This is a genomic window from Falsibacillus pallidus (assembly GCF_050990905.1).
Taxonomy (GTDB): domain Bacteria; phylum Bacillota; class Bacilli; order Bacillales; family DSM-25281; genus Falsibacillus; species Falsibacillus pallidus_A.
The window spans coordinates 3,149,391-3,169,929 of the sequence record NZ_CP158866.1; the positions used below are offsets into that span (position 1 = coordinate 3,149,391).

23 protein-coding genes and 1 riboswitch are annotated in these 20,539 nt (G+C 43.2%); all 23 genes read right to left on the bottom strand.

Features of this window, described 5'->3' with window-relative positions:
* Nucleotides 1–111 precede the first annotated feature (111 nt).
* Complete coding sequence (locus ABTV07_RS16590) at nt 112–414, bottom strand: YunC family protein (RefSeq protein WP_433744198.1); 303 nt, start codon at nt 412–414, stop codon at nt 112–114.
* A 54-nt stretch (nt 415–468) separates the two neighbouring features.
* Nucleotides 469–1,815: a bifunctional metallophosphatase/5'-nucleotidase gene (locus tag ABTV07_RS16595; protein ID WP_433744200.1), complete on the bottom strand. Its 1,347-nt coding sequence runs from the start codon at nt 1,813–1,815 to the stop codon at nt 469–471.
* 18 nt (nt 1,816–1,833) lie between these two features.
* Complete coding sequence (locus ABTV07_RS16600; RefSeq protein WP_433744203.1) at nt 1,834–2,658, bottom strand: sulfite exporter TauE/SafE family protein; 825 nt, start codon at nt 2,656–2,658, stop codon at nt 1,834–1,836.
* Nucleotides 2,659–2,707: 49 nt separating this feature from the next.
* Complete coding sequence (locus tag ABTV07_RS16605) at nt 2,708–3,556, bottom strand: DUF72 domain-containing protein (RefSeq protein WP_433744206.1); 849 nt, start codon at nt 3,554–3,556, stop codon at nt 2,708–2,710.
* A gap of 93 nt (nt 3,557–3,649) precedes the next feature.
* Nucleotides 3,650–5,047, bottom strand: coding sequence for a Fe-S cluster assembly protein SufB (sufB, locus tag ABTV07_RS16610; RefSeq protein ID WP_433744209.1), 1,398 nt, complete (start codon nt 5,045–5,047; stop codon nt 3,650–3,652).
* A 32-nt stretch (nt 5,048–5,079) separates the two neighbouring features.
* Nucleotides 5,080–5,514, bottom strand: a complete 435-nt coding sequence (gene sufU, locus ABTV07_RS16615) for a Fe-S cluster assembly sulfur transfer protein SufU (protein ID WP_433744212.1) — start codon at nt 5,512–5,514, stop codon at nt 5,080–5,082.
* Nucleotides 5,504–6,733: a cysteine desulfurase gene (locus ABTV07_RS16620; RefSeq protein WP_433744215.1), complete on the bottom strand. Its 1,230-nt coding sequence runs from the start codon at nt 6,731–6,733 to the stop codon at nt 5,504–5,506. The genes sufU and ABTV07_RS16620 overlap by 11 nt, the downstream gene beginning before the upstream one ends.
* Nucleotides 6,733–8,043 carry a Fe-S cluster assembly protein SufD gene (gene sufD / locus ABTV07_RS16625; RefSeq protein WP_433744218.1) on the bottom strand — a complete coding sequence of 437 codons (1,311 nt, stop codon included), beginning with the start codon at nt 8,041–8,043 and terminating at the stop codon, nt 6,733–6,735. Before sufD ends, ABTV07_RS16620 begins: the two co-directional genes overlap by 1 nt.
* Before the next feature lie 17 nt (nt 8,044–8,060).
* Nucleotides 8,061–8,846 carry a Fe-S cluster assembly ATPase SufC gene (gene sufC, locus ABTV07_RS16630; protein ID WP_433744221.1) on the bottom strand — a complete coding sequence of 262 codons (786 nt, stop codon included), beginning with the start codon at nt 8,844–8,846 and terminating at the stop codon, nt 8,061–8,063.
* Between the two features lie 670 nt (nt 8,847–9,516).
* Complete coding sequence (locus ABTV07_RS16635; protein ID WP_433751322.1) at nt 9,517–9,879, bottom strand: carboxymuconolactone decarboxylase family protein; 363 nt, start codon at nt 9,877–9,879, stop codon at nt 9,517–9,519.
* A 457-nt stretch (nt 9,880–10,336) separates the two neighbouring features.
* The gene (locus ABTV07_RS16640; RefSeq protein WP_433744224.1) at nt 10,337–11,158 is read right to left on the bottom strand and encodes a MetQ/NlpA family ABC transporter substrate-binding protein; all 822 of its coding nucleotides are present in this window, start codon (nt 11,156–11,158) and stop codon (nt 10,337–10,339) included.
* Between the two features lie 18 nt (nt 11,159–11,176).
* Nucleotides 11,177–11,845: a methionine ABC transporter permease gene (locus tag ABTV07_RS16645; protein ID WP_433744225.1), complete on the bottom strand. Its 669-nt coding sequence runs from the start codon at nt 11,843–11,845 to the stop codon at nt 11,177–11,179.
* Entirely contained in the window at nt 11,838–12,866 is a 1,029-nt protein-coding gene (locus tag ABTV07_RS16650; protein ID WP_433744228.1) for a methionine ABC transporter ATP-binding protein, read from the bottom strand. The genes ABTV07_RS16645 and ABTV07_RS16650 overlap by 8 nt, the downstream gene beginning before the upstream one ends.
* Nucleotides 12,867–13,029: 163 nt before the next feature.
* Nucleotides 13,030–13,137, bottom strand: a riboswitch (SAM riboswitch).
* A 100-nt stretch (nt 13,138–13,237) separates the two neighbouring features.
* Nucleotides 13,238–13,654: a hypothetical protein gene (locus ABTV07_RS16655; RefSeq protein WP_433744230.1), complete on the bottom strand. Its 417-nt coding sequence runs from the start codon at nt 13,652–13,654 to the stop codon at nt 13,238–13,240.
* 133 nt (nt 13,655–13,787) lie between these two features.
* Nucleotides 13,788–15,053, bottom strand: a complete 1,266-nt coding sequence (locus ABTV07_RS16660; protein ID WP_433744232.1) for an MFS transporter — start codon at nt 15,051–15,053, stop codon at nt 13,788–13,790.
* 133 nt (nt 15,054–15,186) lie between these two features.
* Nucleotides 15,187–15,495, bottom strand: coding sequence for a thioredoxin family protein (locus tag ABTV07_RS16665; protein ID WP_433744235.1), 309 nt, complete (start codon nt 15,493–15,495; stop codon nt 15,187–15,189).
* A gap of 6 nt (nt 15,496–15,501) precedes the next feature.
* Nucleotides 15,502–15,849, bottom strand: a complete 348-nt coding sequence (locus ABTV07_RS16670; protein ID WP_433744237.1) for a toprim domain-containing protein — start codon at nt 15,847–15,849, stop codon at nt 15,502–15,504.
* 329 nt (nt 15,850–16,178) lie between these two features.
* Nucleotides 16,179–16,424 carry a YusG family protein gene (locus ABTV07_RS16675; RefSeq protein WP_433744240.1) on the bottom strand — a complete coding sequence of 82 codons (246 nt, stop codon included), beginning with the start codon at nt 16,422–16,424 and terminating at the stop codon, nt 16,179–16,181.
* Between the two features lie 106 nt (nt 16,425–16,530).
* Nucleotides 16,531–16,914, bottom strand: coding sequence for a glycine cleavage system protein GcvH (gene gcvH, locus ABTV07_RS16680; RefSeq protein WP_114746091.1), 384 nt, complete (start codon nt 16,912–16,914; stop codon nt 16,531–16,533).
* A gap of 75 nt (nt 16,915–16,989) precedes the next feature.
* Nucleotides 16,990–17,346: an arsenate reductase family protein gene (locus tag ABTV07_RS16685; protein ID WP_433751325.1), complete on the bottom strand. Its 357-nt coding sequence runs from the start codon at nt 17,344–17,346 to the stop codon at nt 16,990–16,992.
* A 134-nt stretch (nt 17,347–17,480) separates the two neighbouring features.
* Nucleotides 17,481–17,786 carry an ArsR/SmtB family transcription factor gene (locus ABTV07_RS16690; RefSeq protein ID WP_433744243.1) on the bottom strand — a complete coding sequence of 102 codons (306 nt, stop codon included), beginning with the start codon at nt 17,784–17,786 and terminating at the stop codon, nt 17,481–17,483.
* A gap of 20 nt (nt 17,787–17,806) precedes the next feature.
* Entirely contained in the window at nt 17,807–18,586 is a 780-nt protein-coding gene (locus ABTV07_RS16695; protein ID WP_433744245.1) for an SDR family NAD(P)-dependent oxidoreductase, read from the bottom strand.
* A gap of 131 nt (nt 18,587–18,717) precedes the next feature.
* Complete coding sequence (locus ABTV07_RS16700) at nt 18,718–20,502, bottom strand: acyl-CoA dehydrogenase family protein (RefSeq protein ID WP_433744248.1); 1,785 nt, start codon at nt 20,500–20,502, stop codon at nt 18,718–18,720.
* Nucleotides 20,503–20,539 lie beyond the last annotated feature (37 nt).

Sequence of the window (20,539 nt, forward strand, 5' to 3'; positions counted from 1 at the left end):
GAATTAAAGAATTTTTTCAAGGTGAATTAGTCCTTATTTTACGTCAAAAGGTAAAGATTCAAAAAAAAGTATACCCCTCGCATTACATGAGGAATATACCTTTTTTTGCCGCTACAGCATAAGAAGCAATGCATCCTTTCCCAGCATCCCCGGGATAATCCCGGCATTCAAGGCTTCATGAGTGACTGACTCCAGTGGAGCCTCAAGGAGCTCATCAATGGTTTTGACGCCTACTGCGCGTCCTGCCAGTATTTTTCGGTCCTTAAGCCTCTCGTTCAACAGTCCCACATCAAGGGCGCCGCACATAATATAGCCCCTTTCGCTCGTAACGACGAGCAAAGTGGTCTTCGGGAGTTCCACGGAAATTGCCAGGAAAGTGAAGCCTTCTATCTCTACAGGCGTTAAAGAAACCACGTCCCTCAACTCCTTTCATACCCATTTGTATGAAAGGGCCATGCTGTAAGTGAATCAATCTGCCAGTTGCTTAAGCTTCCATGCCATGATATCTCTTAGAAATTCAGGAAAGAAATATTCTTTATGTTCAGCCCTTTGAAGCTCCGGGAAGAATTTGCCGAATGTAAACATATCGGTCGTCGCAAGCCGGTACGATTGAACGGGGTCTAGCGGCATACCATTTATCATGATTTGCTTGAAATGAGGATCAAAACGGATGCCATTGTAATGGAACATCCCCATCTTTTCCCCTCTGAATCCCAGGCCCTTCACATCCATTTGAATTAAATCGGGATTGCATGACTGCTTGATGATTTCCTTCAGCTCGGCACCATCTACGGTAATGACGCATGGATTGATCGGGTGAGGCAGGCACTTCAGCAAATCATATTCAGTTACATTCCCTTCGCCTAATCCCTCCAGGACAAGCCCGGCATTCAGCATGGTGCAATCAGCCTTGCACCATTCATGAAGGGCATCACAAAGCATCTGGGGAAGTTCAGATGGATGAAACCAATCAGTTTCGATTCGCCGATTAAGTTGGACAACCTTTTTCTGCAGCATCTCTTCTCCTTTTGACCAGTAAGGATCCACATTATGGGGCGGGAAGGATTTTATTTCAGCATTTTTCGTTAAGATTTGTCTGCTGCCAGTATCACATTCCAGCTTGATATGGCCTGTATGCCTGCCATGTTTCCCCGCAGCACCCAACAATGTTTTGCCTACAAACTTTCCATTTTCCAGAAGATGATGTGTATGTCCGCCAAGTATCAAGTCAATCTCCGGACACATTTTGGCAAGCTGTTCATCTTCATAGATCCCTAAATGCGAAAGGACGATAATGATGTCAGCTTCTTTTTTCAACCTGTCGATCTGGTGTTCAAGCTCTCTTAAAGGATCTCTTATATCCCAGCCGAGAAGGTCATAAAAGGTGTCATAATAGGCTGTGGCTCCCGTGACACCTATTTTGATGCCGCCCTTTGTCTGATATATTTTATGCGGCAGAGCCCAATCGGGTCGTTCGCCACCCTTGTAAAAAATGTTCGCCGCAATCACATCAAAATTCGCATCATCGTAAAGGGAATCCAGATCCTCAAATGCAAAGGTGATCCCTTCGTTATTTCCGATCGTTGCTGCTGTGTACTTGGAGTCATTCAGCAAAGCCGTATTTTCTTTCCCTCTGCTCGCTTCTGTCAAGGGATGCCATCGATCACAAAAATCGCCGATATCAAAGAGAAGCATTTCTTCTCCAGTTTTTTCATGCTTCTCCCTGCATTCCGCTAGATATTGTTTGATGTCCGTCCAGTTCTCTAAGTGGCTGTGGATATCATTCGTGTGATAAATATGGATTGTTTCCTTCATAGATGCGTCACCCCTCTGTCACCCGGCAAGCCCTTGAAGGATCAATCGAATTCCTGCAATGATCAGGATGATCCTTAAAAGGTTCACCAAAGTCTTGGATGAAAATTTTGTATTCAAGTAGACCCCTAATTTCGCCCCGACCCATGCGCCCGGTATCAAAGCAGAGGCAAAGATCCAATCGATGTTCCCCATGCTGATATGTGCGATGGAGCTTGTAATGGAAGATAAGAAGACCATGAACATTGAGGTCGCAATGGCCACGTGGGCAGGAAATAGAAAGATCAAGATCATGGCGGGAACCATCAAGGAACCGCCGCCAATGCCGAACAAGCCTGAAAGGAGTCCGACCGCAAAGCTGATCAGGATGCCAACAAAGGGACTGAATCCATACGTATGTATATTCCCTTGCGGATCTGTATAAGTTTTTTGAATTCCTGCATTTGGATTATGCTTAACCGGCTTGAAGTATTTCTTCACCATCAGCAGAACGGATACAAACACCATAAAAAGACCGAAATAAAGGCTGAAGCTGTGCAGATTTAAGCTTTTATTGATCCATGCACCCAAAAGGCTTCCTGGTCCGCTTCCGATGAAAAATATCCATCCGCTCTTATAATCAATTGTTTTATGCTTCATATAGGATAAAGTTGAAGATAAACCGGTGAAAATCATGACTACCAATGACGTCCCCACAATCACTTGTGGACTTGCCTCAGGAATGATGCCGGTATAGCTTCCAAAATAAATCAAGGAAGGAACGATGATGATTCCTCCGCCAAGCCCCACTAAAGAGCCCAGGGCCCCAGCTGCCAGGCCGATGACTAATAACACTACCCATTCCATACTTGTTTCTCTCCTCTTTCATACACCCCTGAATGGTTCAGTAAAAAGATCAATCAAATAAATCCAGCTGCCTTGAAGCCAGCCCCTGATATTCAATATCCATCAATTCAATGAACTGTTTGGCATTATCTGCAGCATCCCCGCCAGAGTTGTTATTGAACAACACATAAAGATCCTTTGTCTGCTTCTTAAGGACCTCGAGATTATTCTTCCACTCAAGCAGTTCTTCTTTATTATATCGGTAAAGATACCTTACTTCCCGCCAGTTGTCTCCATTCGGCTTATTCCATCCATGAAAATTCCTGCCGTGCAGGCGAATCAGAGTCTTTTCAGGGTTCACTGCTTCCAGAACTGTCGGAACCGATCCTTCTCCTGCCTGCGGTTCGTCACAGATGCTGTGGATCCAATTTTCATCACGAATGAAGGCAAGGGTCCTTTCCCGGAATTCTGGACGATACCAGGATTGATGACGGAACTCAATTGCGCAGGGCAATTCCCCCATCATTGACTTGCAAAAGCGGATATAATCGACGTTTTCCTTTTTGCAGTCGAACCAAGGTGGATATTGAAACAGCACCATCGCCAATTTTCCTGACTCTTGAATCGGCCCTACAGAGTCTATGAATGCCTCAAACATATCTTTAACAGACTCAAATGGAATTTCTCCCCTTTGATGCCCCGTCATTCCCTGATAGGCCTTTACGATGAATTGAAAAGATTGGGGAGTTTCCTTCAGCCATTTTTCAATATTTCTTTTTGGCTGTACAGCATAAAAACTGGCATCGAGCTCCACAATCGGAAAATGTCCACTGTATTCCTTCAATCGGTCTCTTTTGTTCGTCAAACTGGTATATAAAGAGTCATGGTCACCCCATCCGGTCACTCCAACATAGATCACGCCAACCCCTCCTTGGGACTATGTTTTACCCCATCTTATCAAATAAAAACCCGCATTGCGAAAACCACAATGCGGATCTTTGGTATAAATGAATTATCCGATGGAACCTTCCATCTCGAACTTGATCAGGCGGTTCATTTCTACGGCATATTCCATTGGAAGTTCTTTTGTAAATGGCTCGATGAAGCCCATTACGATCATTTCCGTTGCTTCTTCTTCGGAAATTCCGCGGCTCATCAAGTAGAATAGCTGTTCTTCAGATACTTTTGAAACTTTCGCTTCATGCTCCAATGAGATGTTGTCGTTCAAGATCTCATTGTAAGGAATAGTATCAGAAGTAGATTGATTATCCATGATTAGCGTATCACATTCGATGTTGGAGCGTGCACCGTCCGCTTTTCGTCCAAAATGAACGATACCACGGTACGTTACTTTTCCGCCTTGCTTCGAAATTGATTTCGAAACAATCGTAGAAGAAGTATTCGGAGCCAAGTGAATCATTTTTGCACCTGCATCCTGATGCTGGCCTTTACCTGCCAATGCAATGGATAGTGTCATACCTCTTGCGCCCTCACCTTTCAGGATGACTGCAGGATATTTCATCGTCAGTTTAGATCCGATGTTTCCATCGATCCATTCCATCGTTGCGTTTGCTTCACAGACTGCACGCTTTGTAACAAGGTTGAATACGTTGTTCGCCCAGTTCTGGATAGTAGTGTAGCGGCAGTACGCATCTTTCTTGATGATGATTTCAACAACTGCAGAGTGAAGGGAGTTTGTCGTATAGACCGGTGCTGTACATCCTTCTACATAATGCACATGCGCGCCTTCATCGACGATGATCAATGTACGCTCAAACTGACCCATGTTCTCAGAGTTGATGCGGAAATAAGCTTGAAGCGGCGTATCCACTTTAACACCAGGTGGTACGTAGATGAAAGATCCACCTGACCAAACTGCTGAGTTAAGTGCAGCAAATTTGTTGTCTGTCGGCGGGATGACTTTTGCCCAGTGTTCACGGAAAATATCTTCGTTTTCTTTTAGGGCTGTGTCAGTATCTTTGAATACGATACCCATCTCTTCAAGATCTTCCTTCATGTTGTGGTAGACAACTTCGGATTCATATTGGGCAGAAACCCCTGCCAAATACTTTTGCTCTGCTTCAGGGATGCCGAGTTTATCAAATGTCTGTTTGATTTCTTCTGGCACTTCATCCCATGAACGTTCAGATTTCTCTGAAGGCTTCACGTAGTAAGTGATCTCATCAAACTTAAGTGCTGATAAGTCTCCACCCCATTGCGGCATGGACATATTATAAAAATGCTCCAATGATTTCAGACGGAAATCAAGCATCCATTGCGGCTCATCTTTCATACGGGAAATTTCTTCGACAATTTCACGAGTCAAGCCGCGTTTGGAGCGGAATACTGAAACGTCTTTATCATGAAAGCCATATTTGTAATCCCCGATTTCTGGCGCTTTCTTAGCCATAAATCATTCCTCCATTCAAGAGTAGAAACTCTTTATTCGTTTTCTTTCAGCCCTTTTTCCATCGCCTTCCAGGCTAGTGTCGCACACTTGATGCGGGCAGGGAATTTTGAAACCCCTTGAAGTGCTTCGATATCTCCAAGATCGATATCATCATCATATTCTTTGCCCTGCATCATGTCTGAGAAGATTTCTGCCATTTTATAAGCTGTTTCAACATCCTTGCCTTTGATGGCTTGCGTCATCATAGAGGCGGATGCCATGGAAATAGAACAGCCTTCTCCGTCAAACTTAGCTTCTTCCACTTTTCCGTCCTTGACAGTCATCGTCAGGTGGATCCGGTCTCCGCATGTAGGGTTGTTCATATCCACTGTGAGACTACCGTCTTCCAGGCTGCCTTTGTTCCGCGGGTTTTTATAATGATCCATGATTACTTGGCGGTATAGAGCGTCTAAGTTATTAAAAGACATTGCTGAAATACTCCTTTGTTTTGACAAGCCCGTTTACAAGGCTGTCAATATCTTCTTCCGTATTGTAGAGGTAGAAGCTGGCCCTTGCAGTTGAAGACACATCCAGCCATTTCATCAGCGGCTGTGCACAGTGATGTCCTGCACGGACAGCAATTCCTTCTGCATCCAATACAGTCGCTACATCATGCGGATGGACATCTGCCAGGTTGAATGTAATCAAACCTGCACGATTTTGCGGATTTTTCGGACCGTAAATCGTCATTCCTTCAATCTCAGACATACGTTCCAAAGCATATGCAGCTAATTTATGTTCATGCTTCTCGATTTCATCCAAGCCAATCTCCTGCAGGAAATCAATTGCGGCTCCAAGACCGATGGCTCCGGCAATGATCGGAGTCCCCCCTTCAAATTTCCAAGGGAGCTCCTTCCATGTGGATTCCTGGAGTCCGACGAAGTCAATCATTTCGCCGCCAAACTCGACAGGCTCCATTTTTTCAAGATGGTGTTTTTTGCCGTACATGACACCAATGCCAGTCGGCCCGCCCATTTTATGTCCTGAAAATGCCAGGAAGTCGCAATCTAAATCCTGCACATCCACTTTTAAGTGAGGAGCACTCTGAGCCCCGTCAACCACCATCACCGCCCCATTTTCATGGGCAATTTTAGCGATATCCTTAATCGGGTTCATGGTGCCAAGGACATTGGACACATGCATGATGGAAACGATTTTCGTATTGGAAGTGATCGTTTTTCTGACATCCTCAAGTGAAATCGTTCCATCCTCTTGAAGCGGTAGATATTTCAAGGTAGCGCCTGTATGTTTTGCGAGCTGCTGCCAAGGAATGATGTTGCTGTGATGTTCCATATAAGAAATCACAATTTCATCGCCTTCTTTGACATTTTCCCTCCCGTAGCTGACGGCAATCGTATTGATTGAAGTCGTTGTCCCGCGTGTGAACACAACTTCTTCAGTCGATGAAGCATTGATGAACTTCCTTACCTTTTCACGCGCTCCTTCATATCCATCAGTGGCACGCGTTCCAAGGGTATGGACACCGCGGTGCACATTAGAGTTGTACTGGCGGTAGTAGTTGTCGATTGCTTCAATTACCTGAATCGGCTTTTGGGAAGTTGCAGCACTGTCAAGGTATACAAGCTTATGCCCATTGACTTCCTGGTCGAGAATCGGAAATAATTTGCGAATCTCTTTAGCATTCATTATCTTACTTTCCTTTCGATGACCTCAACAAGCTGTTTTTTAACTCCTTCAATAGGAAGCTGGTTGACGACAGGTGCAAGGAACCCGTGGATGATCAATCGTTCTGCTTCCACTTTCGAGATCCCGCGGCTCATTAGATAATAAAGTTGAACTGGATCGACACGTCCGACTGATGCAGCATGGCCAGCTGTTACATCATCTTCATCAATCAAAAGGATCGGATTGGCATCGCCGCGAGCTTTTTCGCTAAGCATCAGTACGCGGGATTCCTGTTCTGCATTTGATTTAGAAGCTCCGTGCTCAATTTTTCCGATTCCATTAAAAATGGATGTAGCGGAGTCTTTTGATACACCATGCTTCAAAATATATCCTTCAGTGTTTTTACCGAAGTGGACAACTTTTGTTGTGAAGTTTTGGATTTGGGAACCTCTTCCCACAACAACCGTTTTCGTATCAGCATAAGAACCATCGCCGATCAAGTCGGTGACATTTTCAGAAATGGTATTTCCGTCATTCATCAATCCAAGTGCCCAGTCGATGCGTGCATCTCTTGCAGCAGTTCCACGGCGGTTAACATATGTTGTGAAACCTTTAGAAAGATTGTCTACAGCACCGTAGGCAACTTTTGCATTTGCATTTGCCACTACTTCTGTCACGATGTTGGCAAGACCATTTTCTACTTCAACAGTAGAAATATAGTTTTCGACGTAAGTGACAGAGCTGTTGTCATCCGCAACGACCAATACGTGGTTGAATAAAGATACACCCTCTTGGTCATGTACATATACAGCTTGAATCGGTTCTTTCACTTCTACATTTTTAGGGATGTAAAGGAAAGCACCGCCATTTACCAATGCAGCATGCAAAGCAGTCAATTTGTGCTCGTCTACTTTCACTCCGTCATTCATGAAGTACTTTTGGACAAGTTCACCGTGCTCTTTTACTGCTGTGAAAATATCAGTAAATACAACACCTTGAGCTTTCAATTCATCGGAAAGAGACAAATAAGCTGCAGAGTTGTTTCTTTGGATATATAAGTTTTGAGATGTATTTTCAAGATCGATCAATGATTTTACCGTTTCAGGCAATTCATTCAAAGAAGCGTATTTCTCGCTTTTCACATAATGATTGCTGAATTGAGTAAGATTCCATTTGTCGATTTTTGTTTTATCCGGTTTTGGCATTGGAAGTTCATTTGCCTTAGCCAATGCTTCTGTACGCAGGGAAGCGAACCATTCAGGTTCACCTTGCTCCTTTGAAAAGGAGCTTACGTACTCCTGATCTACTGGTAGTTTTGTATCCACTGTCATCTTTATCCCCCTAACGCTTACGCTTCTTGACCAACAGTTTCGTCTTCGATTCCTAGTTCTTGCTTGATCCAGTCGTAGCCTTCTGCTTCAAGGCGCTGTGCCAACTCAGCTCCACCTGATTTAACAACGCGTCCTTGCATCATAATGTGTACATGGTCTGGCGTAATATAGTTAAGCAGGCGCTGATAGTGAGTGATGATCAAGCAGCCAAAATCTTCTCCGCGCATTTCATTGATTCCTTTAGAAACGACTTTAAGTGCATCGATGTCAAGACCAGAGTCAATTTCATCAAGGATGGCGATTTTTGGTTCAATCATCATTAATTGAAGAATTTCGTTGCGTTTTTTCTCACCGCCGGAGAATCCTTCATTCAAGTAGCGCTGTGCCATATCTTGATCCATTTCAAGGAAATCCATTTTTTCATCCATCTTGCGGATGAATTTCATCAAGGAGATTTCTTCTCCTTCTTCACGTCTGCTGTTGATGGCAGAACGCAGGAAGTCAGCATTCGTTACACCGCTGATTTCGCTTGGGTACTGCATTGCAAGGAATAGTCCTGCCTGCGCACGCTCATCGACTTCCATCTCAAGGACGTCTTTTCCATCAAGCGTGATGCTTCCTTTTGTTACTGTGTATTTAGGGTGGCCCATGATAGCAGAAGATAAAGTGGATTTACCAGTACCGTTCGGTCCCATGATTGCATGGATTTCTCCACCTTTCACTTCCAGGTTCACACCTTTTAGAATTTCTTTTCCCTCAATCTCTACGTGAAGGTCTTTGATTACTAAAGTTGAAGCTGCCATATTTATACCTCCGTTAACATCAAATAAGATTTGATTTTGAGTTTTCTATTCTCAATTTATTCTCATTACAATCTTATAACAAATGAAAAGTGATAGCAACTCTTTCACCGAATACCGTGTAGGCAAAAACAGGGAGATGGAGATGAGCCTGTCCACCTTTGAAATCGGAATTTGCCTGCCTTGCTTCCATTTATTCTAGGATAGGCGAAAGAGGCCTTCTTCATGTGCGATTCAAAAAGAATAGCCGGTGAAAATATCACCGGCTATTCTTGTTCTTTCCTTATTATATATTAGCGTGTACCTTGCGATCAATGTCTGCAACAATTCTTCTGCTTGCTACGTAATTGGCCTCTCTTCGTTTCTCTACTTGCATTCTGATATCATGCTTTCGTCTGTAGACTTCATAACCTACTCCGTGAGCGCTTTGCATCGCTTTTTCCATTTCAGTCGTGTAATCCATTTTCAGAGAGTTAATGAGGAATCAATCCTTTCAATTTTTGTGCTTGCTGATTGTTACACCGTAATCCTAACATCAATCGCTCTTCTTGCCAAAAGCGATATAAAGGGATTATCCAGCGAGTGAAGGGAGAAGAATGGGTAGGGTCGAATATTGACATCCCATTCTCCTTTTTCATCCCTTTTTCTCCCCTATACTGGCTCATCCATTACATTATTGCTTCAATTGATTCAATTCGCTCATGGCCTCTTGAACAAGAGTCACTCCCTGGCTCATCGATGCCCCGCCGCCGAATGCTGCTGTCACACCAATCGTCTCAAGGACTTCCTGTTCAGAGCAACCTTCGTCCAAGCAGCCCTTTGTGTGATAAATGATGCAATATTCGTCTTGGGAATACAGACTGATCCCTAATGCAATCAGCTGTTTTTGTTTTTTCGAAAGTGTCCCTTCTTTGAAGCATTCCTGTGTGAAGGCGTTATACTGCTCTGCCAATTCAGGCATTTTTTCCGTGAATACACCCAAACCTGCTTTGTAGTTATGAAGTGCGTTTTCTGTGGAAGAATTATGTGAATTCATTTGCATACTAATCAGCTCCAATTAAAGTTGTAGTCCTCGATAGTATGAAACTTTTCTAACGAGAGTATGCACAAAGAAAAGCGGAAGCGCCTCGAACTGCCCCGACCAGCATAAGACGGAACTCGAAGGAAATCCTGATTTCCGTAGAGGGGCGGCTTATGACTCGAGGGGCTAGGCGCTGGAGCTGGACAAAGAAAAGCGGAGCCGGCTGGTCAGAGGCGCCGAGGTTGGACTGAAGCACCACGAGATAAAGGAAACACGGTGAACGAAGTGAACCGATGTTGACTTATCGTAAGTGTGCTGAAGGAAACCTCCCAGCCTCTAGCCGGTGGAGCTGGACAAGTAGAAAAGCGGAAGCGCCTCGAACTGCCCCGACCAGCATAAGGCTACAGGAACGCCTCCGTTTTTATCGAAAAAAGTCTCCAGGATGATATTCACCCTGGAGACTTCACTGATATTATTTACCTGACACGGGAACAACTGATCCATGCCATTCTTTTAGGATATAGTCTTGGATTTCTTTCGAATGCAGGACATCCACCAATGTTTTGATGTTCTTTTTATTTTCATCGCCTTTACGTACTGCAATGACGTTTGCATACGGTGAATCTTTATCCTCAAGGGCAATGGTATCTTTCTGAGGATCCAGACCGACATCAATGGCATAGTTGGAGTTGATCACAACTGCATCGCCCTCACCGTTTTTATATGCCTGCGGAAGGAAAGATGCTTCATATTGATAGTCAAACTTTAATTTCTTCGGATTTTCCGTAATGTCCTTCACTGTTGCTGTAACCTTATCAACACCCGGCTTCAATTTGATCAAGCCTTTTTTCTCAAGCATTGCTAGGATTCTTCCGTGGTCAGCGACTGAGCTGCTCATAAGGATTGTTGCCCCTTTTGGAAGGTCATCAAGTGTTTTATATTTCTTAGAATAGATGCCGATTGGTTCGATGTGGATTGCACCGGCATTTGCGAATTTATATCCATGCTCTTTCATTTGTGATTTCAAGTATGGGATATGCTGAAAATAGTTCGCATCCAAATCTCCTGAATCAAGTGCTTGGTTTGGAACCACGTAGTCCTGATACTTAACGATTTTCAAATCAATGCCTTTTTTCTTCAAAATCGGCTTTGCTTTTTCAAGGATTTGGGCATGAGGTACATTTGAAGCTCCCACAACCAATTCCTTTCCATTTCCGTCTTTCTCTTTGCCTCCGCATGCAGCAAGTGCTGCAACCAATACAGCCGTAATGGCCAAAAGTAATATTTTTTTCATAAAAATGACTCCCTTCTTTTATCGTTTATCTAATCTTGATGCGATCAAGTCACCAATGAATTGAATGATGAAAACAATGAGCAGAATAATGACGGTGGCCACCAATGTGACATCCTGTCTGCTTCGCTGGAATCCATCCAGGTACGCCAAGTTTCCAAGGCCTCCCGCACCGATGACGCCCGCCATTGCGGTGTAGCCTACAAGGGCAATGGACGTTACTGTAATGCCTGAGACCAGCGCTGGCATGGATTCTGGCAGCAGCACTTTAAAAATGATAGTACTTGTTTTTGCTCCCATGGATCTTGCCGCTTCAATGACGCCTTTATCGATTTCTCTAAGAGCAATTTCAACCATTCTCGCATAAAATGGGGCTGCTCCGATGATCAAGGCCGGCAATGCAGCATCTTCTCCAATGATCGTTCCAATCAAAGCCTTTGTAAAAGGGATCAAGAGAACAATTAAAATGATAAAGGGGATGGAGCGGAAAATATTCACAACCGCTGCCGTCACACCGTTGATCAACTTGTTCTGCCATAGTCCTCCCTTGGATGTCAAAAAGAGAAGGAGGCCAAGCGCAATACCCAAAATAAATGTTATGACCACAGAGTAGGCCGTCATATATAAGGTTTCCCCAGTGGCCTCCCACATGCGGTCCCATTCGACATTTTCAAATAATTTATCAGCCATTGTTGGATAGCACCTCCACATCTACTTGCTGATCCTTCAAGAACTGGATTGATTTTTCTACGGATTCTCTATTGCCGGAAATTCCGACAAATAATGTCCCGTAGGAGCTTTCCTGGGTCGGGGTGATTTTCCCCTGAAGGATATTGACCGATATATCAAAATCCCTGATCAGAGTAGTGATCACAGGCTGTTCTGTCCTCTCACCGATGAAGGTTAACTTGACAATCTCACCTTCAGGATGCTGTTTCATGAGAACGTCGATGATTTCCTTTGTATCCTGCTGTTCAGTGACTTGTTGAACAAACCGCTTGGTAATGTTCTGTTCAGGATGTCTGAATACATCGAGAACCCTTCCTAATTCAACTACTCTTCCGTCTTCCATTACGGCGACTCTTTCACAGATCTTGCGGATGACATGCATCTCATGTGTGATGAGTACAATCGTCAAATTTAATCGCTTATTAATGTCCACAAGCAGCTCCAATATGGAATCGGTAGTCTGCGGATCCAGCGCGGACGTTGCTTCATCACAAAGAAGAACTTTTGGATTATTGGCAAGAGCACGAGCAATCCCCACTCTTTGCTTCTGTCCTCCGCTAAGCTGTGCCGGATAGGACTTTTCCTTCCCGGACAATCCAACCAAATTAATCAGTTCTGCAACTCTCTTTTCTCTCTGCTGCTTAGGGACACCTGCAATCTCTAGAGGAAACGCAATATTTTCTGAGACTGTCCGCGACCAAAGCAGATTAAAGTGCTGAAAGATCATGCTGATTTCCTGCCGTGCTTTTCTAAGGGATGAACCTTTGATTTTAGATACTTCCCTTCCTGCCACTTCCACCTTTCCCTCTGTCGGGACTTCGAGGCCGTTTAACATTCGGATCAGCGTACTTTTCCCTGCACCGCTGTATCCAATGACACCGAAGATCTCTCCCTTTTCGATGGATAGATCAATATTATTAAGTGCGGTAACATCACCGGATTTAGACCTGAATATTTTTTTCACATTCTGAATCTGTATCATAAGAACACCTGCCTTGTTGACTATACTTATCAGTTTAATCAGATTTTTGAATAGACGAAAAATTCCTTTGGATATAAATGCTCCATTAGTATGCTCAATTGGTGGAATTAAAAAATGCCTTCCCGCAGAAAAGCAGAAAGGCATTTATATGATAATATCCTTTCTCTCATCTGCCAAAGCAAGCGCTTTGAGTGAATTGGCACCAATTTCAGCATTTGCTGACGGTTGCCGGGTTTCATAGGGCACGTCCCTCCACCTCTCTTGATAAGAGCTAATCGACTATTCAATTTAAAATTATCTGATTTAATTCATGTTTGTGATTCTATCACGCACCAAGGTAAGTGTCAATGAATTAATTTCACAAAATATTTTTAACCAATCTTGTAAAGCTTCTCGCTGGTGTCATGAGCTTGCTCTGCAGTTGTTTCATATGGCCGGCACAGCCATAGGATTGACTCTAATAAGAGAATACTCCGGAAAGAGCCCTCTACGATCCATCCATCTCTTTTCAATAGTTTCATCAGCATCATTTCACCGCTCAGCAGTTGACAGAATGCACGCTGGCACAATGAGATCTTAATCGCTCCATCTTCCTCTGCCGTTTCCCTAAAAGAAAGGGAGTCCTTCCCTATATCAAGTAGCCACGCCTCATGACCTTCAAGCTGAAAGACTGCCCTTATCCCTTCCTTCGGCATTAAAGAATGAATGTGGTTCCTCTTTTTAAAATTAGCGGATATTTCCTCGAAATAGGTTTGCATGCATACCGGCCCCTTTGTCCAATTAGTCATACATACCAATTCCATTCTTTTCCTTATTATCCCTTTATATTTCCTCCGACAAATTCCATTGCCTGCCATCAAATGAAGACACGAATTAACAATGGCTTCTCAAAAATCCCTCTATTTCCTGAGAAATATGTCGTTATCTTGCAGCTAATGTCATCGTTTTTTTCGGCTTTTTTGTTCTGAACATTAAATAAAAGTAAGTGGAGCCGATTAGATATAATCCTGCCGTGATGGTAAATACATATGCATAACCCCAATAAGAACCGTGTTGACTTACAAAGCCCATGGATACGGGCCCCATTAACGCCCATCCCAAGTTAAAAACCATCTGATTGATGGAATTGGCGAGCCCTTTTGCTGAATCTTCCACTTTCCCCATCATCAATGACATTTGAATAGGATTCCCGGCATTCATTAAAGCTTGACGGAAAAGGAATCCCGCTGCTGCCAGCCCTAAAGAGTGTGTATACGCTGTTAAAAGCAGGAACGGGAGCGACGCCATTTGCAGGATCACCACTGCTTTTACTTCTCCCACTTTTTTGACGACAAGCGGTCCAATGAACATGGCGAGAGCGGTAGCTGCCTGACCAAGGGAAATGATGATTCCTATAGAAGAATTGGAAGCATGGAAGCGGTCTGAAAAATAGAGATTCAGATACGGTATGACCAATCCAGCCCCCACACCGATTAATAACTGTGCAAAAGCAAAAAGAATGATGACCTTTAAATTTTTAATAAGCGGTGAAATGGATGTGCCCTTCACCTGCCTGTTTTCAGCCTTGATTAATGGCTGAGTCTTATGTTCTGTAATTTTAAAGATTGGAAGTACGCCTGCTAAAAAGATCACGCTTCCTGCTATCAACGTTATTCTAATGCTTGTCAGTTCAGTGAGAAAATTCCCAAGACCATCCGTCATGATTCCACCTGCGATGCTCCCAATGACATTCGCCGCTGTAGTGAGGGCAAAATGCATGGAGAAAAGCTGGATTCTCTTTGAAGGGGTTGAGTTTTCTGAGAGCAGTGGAATCGTTGATACTTGAATAAAGGCCATAGCTGCTCCACCAAAAAAGGCTGTCATAGTCAACCAAAACTCGCTAGTTGCAGTGCTTCTGAAAATCAACAGAATCCCTGCTGCAAAACTTCCCCAAAGAATGATTTTCTTCCTTCCGATTCGATCACTTAAAATACCCGCAGGAATCAAAATGATAGCTGTCGCCAATGATGTCATGGAAATGATTTTTCCGTTCATATTATCCGCGAAGCCCAATTCCCTTATATAAAAATTATAAATGACCATAAAGATACCCAATCCGACTTGGCCAAAAATATTAGCTAATATAGCCATACGTATATTTTTATTGAAACTCATCCAGCTTGCATTCCATTTGTTCAACCATCCCATGTTGTTATCCCCCGAAATTTATTTCGATACCCTAAGTAATCATAATCGGGTGGAAAAAGTTTGTAAATATGTTTAGTGCCGCTCTCGAAGCAATTTTTTTCGACAAAAAAATAACCCTTCATCTGCTGAAGAGTCATTTCCATTTTTGCATAAATTGATAGACATGTGGGACGGATTGAAAAGCATACATTTTTTCCTTTTCGACGCCTTGTTGGACTGCAATCAAGCAAGGGACGCTTTCAATTGCAAACGTTTCTGCCAATTCCGGCATGTAATTTAGGTCCGCCTTGCCAAACGCTTGCTCCGGCATCATCGCTTCGGTTACTTCAAGCATCCTTCCTGCAACTTGGCAGGTTCCGCATAAAGGAGTATAAAAATAGAGAAAAAATGAATCTCCGCCACTCAGTTTTGCTTTAATATCTTCTTTTCCCCATTGTTCCATGATCTCTTAATTCATCCTTTTCTCTAAAAAGTCGGTCCTGACATCCAGATTGGCACCTAATAATACTGTTGCCAGGTGATATTCTGGGGCTGCCGCCACCTCTCTGTACATCCTGTCGATATAGAGGTGCTCCGCTTCAGGAAGTTCTCTTTTAAATTGTTTTCTTAGTTTGTCGCCTGAGTCATCTGCATCTACCAGGATGTAAACGTCTTTCCCAAGCAATTCGTCAATTAGCTCGTCTAGTTTTGAGAGGCTTATTGTACCGTTTGTACAAATGATTTCTACCTCTTCTTTGAGGATGGGCTGGATTTTGCGCTTGTCCGATTTCCCTTCAACAATTATGACCTTTTCCATAACCATCACCACATTTCTATGAAATCAGCGTGTTCTTAGGTCTTTTCTTTCTTCTATTTTCCCTTGCAGGCGGAGTGTTTGTCAAAGAAATTGTATCCTGCTTAAAAGATTGCTTGGGAAAAGATTGAGAGGGAATCCACTCCCTTTCCGCGGACGAACTCGCAAGCCTCCTCGCTTCGCTGTGGGGTCTTGCCAGCCCGTTTTTCCGCCGGAGTGTCGCAGATTCCTTCTCAATCACAATGATCCCCGTCCCAAAGAAAGATAAAAAAGCAGACCCAGAAGATTGTTAGAAACAATCATTCGAGTCAGCTTCTGTCATAAGTTATGAATCAGCACCATCCGCCTTCGTCGCAATCGGTGTAGCGGGCTTCTTTTTGGTCTGGCGCTGAGTAGTTTTGGTAGATTTTTCTGCCTGATGATTCATAGTTCGGTTCCATGGCAAATTCGATATCTGTACCTTCTGGCAGCTTCATCCTGCCGATGGATTTTCCATCAAGGAATAATTCAATGCCGCTTTCATTTAAACGACCGACGACTCTGTCAGTCACTTCTGCTTTTTTCGGGTTCAATGTCATGTGTTTTAACCTTCTTCCTTCAAATAGATAGGTTTAGGTTGCCCGAAATGATGAAATAAAAACAAAAAAACTGATCCCTTTCAAGATCAGTTTTTAGTCAATATTCTTATGCTTCGTTAATCATTTCATCGTATTGTTCAGCAGTCATTAACTGATCAAGTTCGCTTTCATCAGAAGGCTCCACTACGATCATCCAGGCTTTTTCGTATGGGGATTCATTGACAAATTCCGGGCTGTCGCTAAGTTCTTCGTTGACAGCAACGACTTTACCGCTTACTGGCGCATAAAGCTCAGATACTGTTTTAACAGATTCTACGCTTCCAAACGGTTCGTCCGCTTTCACTTCATCGCCTACTTCTGGAAGTTCAACGAAAACGATGTCTCCAAGCTCGGATTGTGCAAAATGAGTAATTCCTACGCGGACTTTCCCATCCTCTGATTTTACCCATTCATGTTCTTCAGAATACTTCAATTCTTTCGGTGTGCTCATATGTATCCCTCCATAGCTTTTCTCCATTTAATATTCGCATAATCAATAATCATATTGCAACAAAACAAGATGATTTTAAGCCCAGTTTTTTTCGTATTCTTCTTCTTTGAATCCGACTGTGGTTTTCTTCCCGTCGTATGCAAGCGGACGCTTGATCAGCATGCCCTCTGATGCGAGCAATTCCAAGAGCTCATCTTCTGACGCTGTGCCGATTTTGTCCTTCAATCCAAGCTCACGATATTTTTGTCCGCTTGTGTTGAAAAACTTTTTCAGTTCCAATCCGCTGTTTTGATACATTTCTTTAAGTTGTTCCTTTGCAGGAGGGTTGTCCACAATGTGAATTTCATTGAAATCTACATTGTTTTCTTCCAGCCATTTTTTTGCTTTGCGGCATGTCCCACATTTAGGATACCAATAAAATGCCAATGCCATCATTTATCACCACCCTATCATATGTTTACCAAATTTAATGACAATAAACAATGAAGGAGCGTTAGAAATCTCCACAAAGTACTTAAATTCGACAGGAAATGTCCGCTTCCTTCTTTTCTATACAGAATTTTTCATTAAAAAATACAATCTTCCTCAACGGTTTTGATCAGCTGCTTCAGGAGCTGGACTGCGTCTTCCAGCGCTAAGGAGTAGTAGCGCTGGGTTCCTTTTTGTTCGATGGTGACCAGTTTTTGATCTCTCATGATTTTTAAATGGTGAGAAATGGCCGGACGGGATAATGAAAGGTGCTCTGTGATTTCATTGACTGTCAGAGGCTCTTTCTCGGCAAGCAGCATGATGATATCCTGTCTGTGAGGGTCGCTCAATGATTGGAACAACGGGATGCATGCCCTGAAAGTATTGATTGCTTCATTTGCCATAATAAATTTTCCCCTCTTACTTATTTGCGTTCCTGCATATTCCTTACTGTTGCCGTAACAGCCTTTCTCGGAAGGAATCGAATGGCAGTGGCCAAAAATCTATTTTTTGCTCCCGGGATGATGACGGATTTCCCCTTCATTAAGCCGTCAAAGCCTATTTGGGCTACTCTTTTTGAATTCATCGCACCACTGCTGAAAAGTTTGGACTGTTCCAATTCGGCTTTTTCGCTGAATCCTGTATGAGTTGGACCTGGGCACAGTGTGGAAACATGGACGCCAGTACCTTTCAGTTCGTTTTCGAGTGCCTCTGAGAAGGAGAGTACATAAGCTTTTGTTGCATAATAGACTGCCATTAGCGGGCCTGCCTGAAAAGCAGCGGTTGAAGCCACGTTCAAGATCTTCCCATTCTTTCTTTTTATCATATCTTCTGAAAATACCTTTGTCATGGCAGTAAGCGCAGAAATATTCAACTGGATCATATTGAGTTCCTTATTTAGGTCTGTTTCAGAAAATTCACCGAACAAACCGAAACCTGCATTATTGACCAGAATATCAACAGAAACGCCTTTGTGTCTCAGGTCGTTATATAATTCCTGCGGTGCATCAGAAAGAGATAAATCTTTTTCTAGCACCATTACGTCGTTTTTATATTTACTCTTTAATTCTGCAGCAATGGATTCCATTTTCTTGCCGCTTCTCGCTACCATTACAACAGTATAGCCTTTTTCCGAAAAAATTTCCGCCAAATCCTGCCCGATGCCGTTAGATGCACCTGTGATCAAAACTGTTTCGTTCTTCATGATCTATCACCTCGTGGTTTTTATGTTTAAATGTTTAAGAGTTTAAACATATAATAAATAAAATTTTTAACAGTGTCAATAAATTTAAAACCCAGGCTTAATTTTAGCCTGGGCTTTAAATTCAAATCTTATTATACTGTGTAGCGTTCAGCGTCGATCAATTTCTCAGAAGCTTCACGTTTCTTCGCGATTACATTGATTGGTGTATGACGAGTGAATTTACGCAGTGCAGAAAGCATCATGCGCAAGGAATCTCCGTGCTCCACTGCCACCAACGTTTCTTTTGCATGCTGTTCGATTTCGTTGAATGCTTCTTGGCAGAAGATTTGTGTATAAAGCAATTTTTGCTTCGCTTTTTCTTCGCCTGATTTTTCGAGTGCCTTCTCTGTACGAAGGACAACGGATTCCATTGCATATGCGTTGGAGACGATGTCCGCAATGTTCACAAGGACTTCTTGTTCCTTTTCTAATGCTGGGCCGTATTTTTGAGCAGCAAGGCCCGCCATCATCAAGCCGATTTTCTTAGCGTTTTTCACAAGATATTTTTCTTGCGCCAATGGCTCATCGCCCACTTCTTCCGGCATAAGCATCATAAGCTCTTCTTGAAGTGCCTGTGCTTTTTGAAGAAGCGGAAGTTCGCCCTTCATCGCTTTACGAAGGTATGTGCCAGGAACCAATAGTCTGTTGATTTCGTTTGTACCTTCGAAGATGCGGTTGATGCGGGAGTCGCGGTACATTCTCTCAATCTCATATTCTTGCATGAATCCGTATCCGCCGTGAAGCTGTACGCCTTCATCAACGATATAGTCGAGAACTTCTGTTGCAAAGAATTTGTTCAAGGAACATTCAATTGCATATTCTGCAATCGATTTTGCCACTTCTGCCCCGTTTTTCACTTCTTCATCAGACAATCTGCTCATACGGTCTTCGAAAAGGCCAACTGTACGGTAAACGGAGCTTTCAGCTGCGTAAAGTTTGGAAGCCATAGTGGAAAGCTTTTCTTTCGTCAAGTTGAAAGAAGAGATCGGCGTCTTGAACTGCTGGCGTTGATTTGTATATTGGACAGTAACTTCCAACGCACGTTTGCTTGCCCCAACTGCTCCCACACCTAATTTATAGCGTCCGATATTCAAGATATTGAATGCAATGATATGTCCTTTTCCTGCTTGACCAAGAAGGTTTTCCGCAGGAACTTCTGCATCTTCAAGAATCAATGTACGAGTGGATGAACTCTTGATCCCCATTTTCTTTTCTTCCGGACCTGTCGATACGCCAGGGAACTCTTTTTCCACGATGAATGCAGAGAACTGATCTCCGTTGATTTTCGCGTATACGACAAACACGTCAGCAAAAGCGGAGTTTGTGATCCATTGCTTTTCACCATTTAAGATATAGTGTGTGCCTGCTTCATTTAATTTCGCCGTTGTTTTCGCACCAAGGGCATCTGAACCGGAACCTGGCTCTGTCAAAGCGTAGGCAGCAAGCTTTTCACCTGTAGCCAAAGCTGGAAGATATTTTTGTTTCTGCTCTTCATTTCCGAATAAAACGATCGGAAGGGAACCGATTCCTACATGTGCGCCATGAGAGATAGAGAATCCGCCTGCACGAGACATTTTTTCAGCAATCAATGCTGAGCTTACTTTATCAAGGCCAAGTCCGCCGTATTCTTCCGGAACATCTGCACCAAGAAGACCAAGGTCTCCAGCTTGCTTCAGCAATTTTACGGAACGGTCAAATTCGTGGTTTTCCAAATGCTCCACTTCTGGCATTACTTCATTCAGTACGTAGTCTTCTGTTGTTTTGGCAATCATTTTTTGTTCATCAGAGTAGTCTTCCGGAGTGAAAACCTGCTCGTAGGAAACTTCTTCAATTAAAAAACTTCCGCCTTTAACCAATTTCTCAGTTTGATTTGACATTTTTATTTCCTCCTGACAATTTTTATGGATATATGCT

Excerpts from the sequence above, each read along its gene's own strand:
- sufC (WP_433744221.1), bottom strand. The coding sequence starts at position 8,846 with ATGGCAGCTTCAACTTTAGTAATCAAAGACCTTCACGTAGAGATTGAG.
- sufU (WP_433744212.1), bottom strand. The coding sequence starts at position 5,514 with ATGTCTTTTAATAACTTAGACGCTCTATACCGCCAAGTAATCATGGAT.
- ABTV07_RS16665 (WP_433744235.1), bottom strand. The coding sequence starts at position 15,495 with ATGGAACAATGGGGAAAAGAAGATATTAAAGCAAAACTGAGTGGCGGA.
- ABTV07_RS16640 (WP_433744224.1), bottom strand. The coding sequence starts at position 11,158 with ATGAAAAAAATATTACTTTTGGCCATTACGGCTGTATTGGTTGCAGCA.
- ABTV07_RS16700 (WP_433744248.1), bottom strand. The coding sequence starts at position 20,502 with ATGTCAAATCAAACTGAGAAATTGGTTAAAGGCGGAAGTTTTTTAATT.
- ABTV07_RS16685 (WP_433751325.1), bottom strand. The coding sequence starts at position 17,346 with ATGGCATTGGCATTTTATTGGTATCCTAAATGTGGGACATGCCGCAAA.
- ABTV07_RS16620 (WP_433744215.1), bottom strand. The coding sequence starts at position 6,733 with ATGAATGCTAAAGAGATTCGCAAATTATTTCCGATTCTCGACCAGGAA.
- ABTV07_RS16655 (WP_433744230.1), bottom strand. The coding sequence starts at position 13,654 with ATGACTAATTGGACAAAGGGGCCGGTATGCATGCAAACCTATTTCGAG.
- ABTV07_RS16600 (WP_433744203.1), bottom strand. The coding sequence starts at position 2,658 with ATGGAATGGGTAGTGTTATTAGTCATCGGCCTGGCAGCTGGGGCCCTG.
- ABTV07_RS16650 (WP_433744228.1), bottom strand. The coding sequence starts at position 12,866 with ATGATACAGATTCAGAATGTGAAAAAAATATTCAGGTCTAAATCCGGT.
- ABTV07_RS16690 (WP_433744243.1), bottom strand. The coding sequence starts at position 17,786 with ATGGCAAATGAAGCAATCAATACTTTCAGGGCATGCATCCCGTTGTTC.
- sufB (WP_433744209.1), bottom strand. The coding sequence starts at position 5,047 with ATGGCTAAGAAAGCGCCAGAAATCGGGGATTACAAATATGGCTTTCAT.
- gcvH (WP_114746091.1), bottom strand. The coding sequence starts at position 16,914 with ATGAGCACACCGAAAGAATTGAAGTATTCTGAAGAACATGAATGGGTA.
- ABTV07_RS16595 (WP_433744200.1), bottom strand. The coding sequence starts at position 1,815 with ATGAAGGAAACAATCCATATTTATCACACGAATGATATCCACAGCCAC.
- ABTV07_RS16695 (WP_433744245.1), bottom strand. The coding sequence starts at position 18,586 with ATGAAGAACGAAACAGTTTTGATCACAGGTGCATCTAACGGCATCGGG.
- ABTV07_RS16635 (WP_433751322.1), bottom strand. The coding sequence starts at position 9,879 with ATGAATTCACATAATTCTTCCACAGAAAACGCACTTCATAACTACAAA.
- sufD (WP_433744218.1), bottom strand. The coding sequence starts at position 8,043 with ATGACAGTGGATACAAAACTACCAGTAGATCAGGAGTACGTAAGCTCC.
- ABTV07_RS16645 (WP_433744225.1), bottom strand. The coding sequence starts at position 11,845 with ATGGCTGATAAATTATTTGAAAATGTCGAATGGGACCGCATGTGGGAG.
- ABTV07_RS16670 (WP_433744237.1), bottom strand. The coding sequence starts at position 15,849 with ATGGAAAAGGTCATAATTGTTGAAGGGAAATCGGACAAGCGCAAAATC.
- ABTV07_RS16660 (WP_433744232.1), bottom strand. The coding sequence starts at position 15,053 with ATGGGATGGTTGAACAAATGGAATGCAAGCTGGATGAGTTTCAATAAA.
- ABTV07_RS16675 (WP_433744240.1), bottom strand. The coding sequence starts at position 16,424 with ATGACATTGAACCCGAAAAAAGCAGAAGTGACTGACAGAGTCGTCGGT.